2 protein-coding genes and 1 pseudogene are annotated in these 5234 nt (G+C 36.6%); all 3 read right to left on the bottom strand.

Features of this window, described 5'->3' with window-relative positions; all coding sequences use genetic code 11:
- Window positions 1-112: 112 nt before the first annotated feature.
- A pseudogene (locus tag Q0Z70_RS12930) lies at window positions 113-202 on the bottom strand (transposase); the annotation flags it as partial.
- A gap of 266 nt (window positions 203-468) precedes the next feature.
- The gene (locus Q0Z70_RS12925) at window positions 469-633 is read right to left on the bottom strand and encodes a hypothetical protein (RefSeq protein WP_298075151.1); all 165 of its coding nucleotides are present in this window, start codon (window positions 631-633) and stop codon (window positions 469-471) included.
- Window positions 634-635: 2 nt separating this feature from the next.
- Window positions 636-4406, bottom strand: coding sequence for an N-6 DNA methylase (locus Q0Z70_RS12920; RefSeq protein ID WP_298075149.1), 3771 nt, complete (start codon window positions 4404-4406; stop codon window positions 636-638).
- Window positions 4407-5234: the final 828 nt, after the last annotated feature.

Here is a 5234-nt window from a genome sequence, read left to right as displayed (position 1 = left end):
AAGTTTAACGTAAGTTCGATATAAAATCAAGAAATAGAGAGTTGTCCGTCCTTGATAAAGTTCACTTCAATGGCAGTTTTTTTTCAAAAAAACAGTATGCTGTGATGGCTTACAAGGAGTTGGCTATAAAGTTACTGAATGACCGATGTCTAGAGTGTTTTATCTGTGCAATGTTCTTCAGTTCGTCATTGACCGTTTAAATGTGATAACTTGACACTATAAATTTAATGTTTTTATCGCTATATTTCTATTAATCAGATAAATATATTAATTCTTATATCGAACTCACGTTAAGATTGGAACGCCTTTCCAAGCAAATCGGACTCTCGGCTATGGAGTTTGCCGAACTAATTAAAGGCAAGGTGTTGGACTTTACAGGGCGATTATTCTCCTCAGAGCATAACCGATGGTTTACTACGGAAAAATACCCCTATACAGATTCTGCGAGATAACGATAGGCGTCTGACCTTAACCGCAAATTGAACGCACATTCTTGATTTTTTTCTCCTGTTTCCAGTGTAAAAAATAAGAACCGCCATAAGTACCGATTAAAGCACCGATAGCTCCACTAATAAGTGGCAACAACCAACTCCAAATATTATATGTTTCCTGTATAGTACCAGCTGTTTCCATAATTACAAATATTTATCAAGTATCGCTTGTTTTTCACTCGCTGCATTGTCAATTAAAGTGCGAGCCTTAGTAATCTCTAATTCAAATGCTTCTATTTGGGCTACGATGCGCTTTTGTTCATTTATGGTCAATAATGGAATCTTGAAGTTGTCAATATCCTCCTTGTTAATGCTTGGATAGGCAGCTTTTGGCATAGCTGTTTCCATTTGCTTCATTAGGTCATCGGAGAACATAAACAAGTAGTACAACAACTTGGAAATATAGTTCTTCTCATTTTTAGACTTAAGCAAGGCAAAACCTGTTGAGAAAATTGTCTTGTCTGGAACACTATCTATATATGCAAAACCTTTCAAATAAGGGCGAACCGTAGATACAACCACAGTTCCATCTTCTGCAACTCGCCTTGCTCTGGATGGAGCATCTTTGCCTAATATCTTTTTGTCAAAAGATATGCTACCATCACCTTTTCCTACAGAATCAATGTCCACATATGTAAAGCGTTCATTTTTCCAGCAAGATGTAGGATTCAGTGTTAGAGTATTTATATCAAAATACTCTTTTATACTTACGGTAGAACCTAAACCGTTTATAATTGTTCTAATAGCTGAAAGATTCTTGTCAATTAAATACTTAGCATCACTGTTGGACTTTTCAACCTTGGAGAGCTCCTCAACAATCTGTTTCTGGACATCAATTGGCGGAACTGGTACTTTTATTCGAGCTATAGATTGTGACAAGTTCTGAATATTATTACCGCTGCTCTCGTCTCTTATTATTTGTCTATATAAGGCGCTATTTAATACTGTATAAAGAAATTTCGGAAGTATCCTATCGGAATAAGCCCTTATTATACCCATAAAGCCACCCGCATAGAATGATGTATCTTTTTCAATAAATGAGATTTTGCCCACATGAGCCTTGCTACCACTTGAAAAACAAACAAAACAATCATTCTTCCTCAGCACCTTGTCTAAATCAAGTTTTTTATTAGGCTGGAGATAAATTAGTTTATTGATTTCCAAATCACCTGACAATGTTATATTGTCTGCGGTTAACACAATATTATTTGTTACTTCCTGAACTTGGTCTTCTTTTGCATAAGTAATGCCACGAATTACCTTGGCTAATCCCTCAATTGATTCTAATGAAAACTTACTATTTGTTATTACTTTTTTTTTTGCTGCAATCGAGATGTCTTTTTCAAATACACATCTGTTAAAAGCAAGCATATCAATCAATGACATACGACTAATATGCGATTGCATACTCTCTGCTATGGGCGTTGCGTAATCTCCCTTGAAAGCCCGATACACATAGGTACTTGCCCGTAAAGGGTTGTCATAACTGTTCGCATCGAAAAGTTGGGTACACTCATCAATGTTTTTTCCTCTTTGAATAGCATGAATTCCCTCGTTACCTCTACGGTTTGAAAATTCATAGCCTAAGAAACGCTTTTCAACGTTTTTCTCTCCACTCTTAACAATAACAACCTTTTGGGGATATGCCAAAACAAAGTACAAAAGCTTTTCAGCCTCTATATTTAAGATAGTCTCATATAACTTGGCGTCACTCTTAGCAGAGATTTTCTTTTTATACTCTGCATATATTTCGTGTGCTTTAACCTTGTCATTGGGCGTTTTCTGTAACAATGTAACATAGTCTGCATAATCAAGGCCCTCCCAAACATGATCTACATATTTTAAGGCAGGAGTTTCTATGCCATTAATAGTTACATCATTCAATGTGCGGAAGAATGTATCAACAGCATTCTTTGTGTTGGCTGCAAAATAATTATCTCTACGGTGAAGGAATAGAACAACAGTATTTGTGTTGGTAGCCATAAAGGTATTGCTTCCCAACTCTGCTATTGCGACAATATCAAAGTATTGCAATATAATCTCACGAGCCTTTGTATAGATGCCCGAATTACTCAATATTGAACTTGGAAGAATAACTCCTGCTATACCACCATCCTTAAGTAACTGTTTTGTACGCTCAACAAACAGACACTCTATTTCTGAACTATTGTCAGTCAATGAGTTATACAACTCAAAATCTTGCTCTGTATAATAATCGCGAGTTGTCTGTCGGAACGAAGATACAGAATACGGCGGGTTACTCAATACAATGTCGAATTGTTGATTATCCTTTTGCCCGTCATTAGTCTGTTTGCGTAGTTTACCTTTATACTCTTTGTTGTTGCAGAAATTGGCAAGTCCATCGCTGAGGATAACATTTGCCAAACCATCACCATGCAAATAACAACCAACTTTACCAACTTTTACAAGTCGGTAATCCTTTTCGATACCATATACATAATCTGTAGCCCAATCAAAATGGCAATTCTGCCAATTGACAATGTGCTTTCTTGTCTCCTCAATATACTTAGAAGTATCACAATCGTTTATGATGTCCTGTATCTCGTGCATAAACTCTGTGATAAAGTGACCGCTACCAGCTGCGTAGTCAATCATATATGGCAGGATCTCTCCATCTTTACGAGAAAGTTTCTCTGCCATAATAGAATCCAGAGGAAGACTCTTAATGATAAATTGTGCAATAGGTATAGGTGTAAAGTACTGACCAGCCTCTTGTTTGAGACCAGTAGTAAGCAACAATTCAAAGAAGTCAGATAGATATTGCTGGCGTTTGTTGTAGCGGATTCTATATCCCTGAATCAACTCTACAACCTCTTTTACTACTTTTGCATTTTCCTCAAAAGAGGCACTATCATATACCTCCTTAATTGCAAACTCGTTATTCTTTTCAAGACGGAGTTTGTTCACCTCTTTGCGTAGAAACTCTTTTGTTTCTGCTGTGAGGCTTGCACACCGTTTATTAAAATCATCATCATTAAAGTCGCTAACAGTTCTGTCTAAGAACTTCTTCATACCTTTGCTATAAAGGTCTGTTAAGCGGAGTTGGAAATCTATATGATTGTCTCTTCCTTCAAGCCATTGGAACCTTAATTCTTCACCCTCGCCTGTTGTAGTCTCGTCATAAACTTTACATAGGAAGAGCGTAAAAATCTTATTGAAAGCATTACCCTTATCTGAAACTACATTGTGCCGCAATATTTCAAGAAAGCGGTTGAAGATAAAACTTGAATCTTCAGCCTTTATCTCTTTCAACTGCTCCTTTGTTAATGCCTTGCTCTGGAAATTATATGGTTGGACCCAAGAATCAAAGATACCATTATCTTTGGTGAGTTTATTCCATTTCTCATAAATGTCCTTAACATCACCATTGCGATAATCATCCTCTATCTTAATAATCTCATTAACAAACTCAAACTTGTTATCTTTTAATTCTGAAGCATACAGCATTATAACATCTGCTTTGCCACCAGACAATTGAAAATAAGTGAATAACTGACCACCGTCTTTATGAATCCTTGCAGATTCTTTATTGTACTCTTGACCGTATGTCTTGCACTCGATAAGCAAGTATGGTGTACCATCCTCACGATTGACACAAATATCCAATCGTCCCGATGTGCCATGTCCAGACGGCCAAGTTTTTTCAAGAATAATATTATGGGGTTTATAGCCTTTGATTAGTAATCTATCAACGCATTCAAGCACTACAAAATTTTCCGGCTGTGAAAAATTTTGTGTGGTCTTGCTTTCGGCAGTAATACCACTACCGTAGTTAATGCTTTGTTTTTCAAAGTCAATTTCTATGGCATAATCAAGATACATCTTATGATAAATGCCATTTGTTCCATTTTTTGGAACAAATCCCAACGCTGTAATATGTTTCTTAATATCCATAATACTCCTATATTTATTTGCAAAGTTAATAAATCAAATCGATTTTGTCGCAGATTTGCTTGGAAATCTCAATAAAAATTTATACAAGAGCGCATTGTAGTTATGAAACAGTAAGATACTTATTGAGAATGGGTTTATATTATTCATTGCGAGGCGTATTCAATGGTGGTTGTAAACCGCCAGCCATTGACTGACGGTTATAGAATTTCTGCAAGTTTGGTTTATTTCATTTGTTATATACCTAAAACGAACTAAACTTGTTCTTGCTTTGATTGCGTAAAATATATTGGCAAAAAAGGAAATGTCATAAAACCTCTTTTCATCTTCATTTCTTTTTGTACCTTTGTAGCATCAAGAGGTACCACATTGAAGCATAATAATGAAGAACTCAGAAATACGAACGGTTGCTATTTTGTTACCCAATTTCCATTCAACCCGAATAACCGTTTAATTATAAGATAATTGCAATTTTAGCGCTATTTTTTTCAAAAAAGCAGTATGCAGCGATGGCTGACAATGAATCGGCAATGAAATGTCGATTCCCTTACCCCGTCACACAGCACTTCCTGAAGTCCCGACGCAGTGCTGCGTGAGGGTGTCATCCAGTGCTTTCTGAGGATGTGACGAAGCACTTCGTCAGAGGGTCAGCAAGCACGGTGTCAGGACGGAAGGATTTGCCCGTGAAGAAAAAAGGAAGAAAAACGGGGTTTTTGCACGAGTAAAATAGTCCTGTCAACAATATCGGCTCATTATCAGCAAGTTACGGCGACGTTGACAGGAGCTGTACAAACTTTATGAAATACAATAAAAAATAGGCTGCCTTTAAAG

It is taken from the genome of uncultured Bacteroides sp., assembly GCF_947632445.1.
In the GTDB taxonomy this organism is placed as follows: domain Bacteria; phylum Bacteroidota; class Bacteroidia; order Bacteroidales; family Bacteroidaceae; genus Bacteroides.
The sequence above is the reverse complement of the archived record's forward strand: the minus strand, read 5'-3'. Positions and strand labels throughout refer to the sequence as shown.

Bases quoted from the DNA above. Each gene is read 5' to 3' on its own strand.
- Q0Z70_RS12925 (WP_298075151.1), bottom strand. From the start codon at position 633: ATGGAAACAGCTGGTACTATACAGGAAACATATAATATTTGGAGTTGG.
- Q0Z70_RS12920 (WP_298075149.1), bottom strand. From the start codon at position 4,406: ATGGATATTAAGAAACATATTACAGCGTTGGGATTTGTTCCAAAAAAT.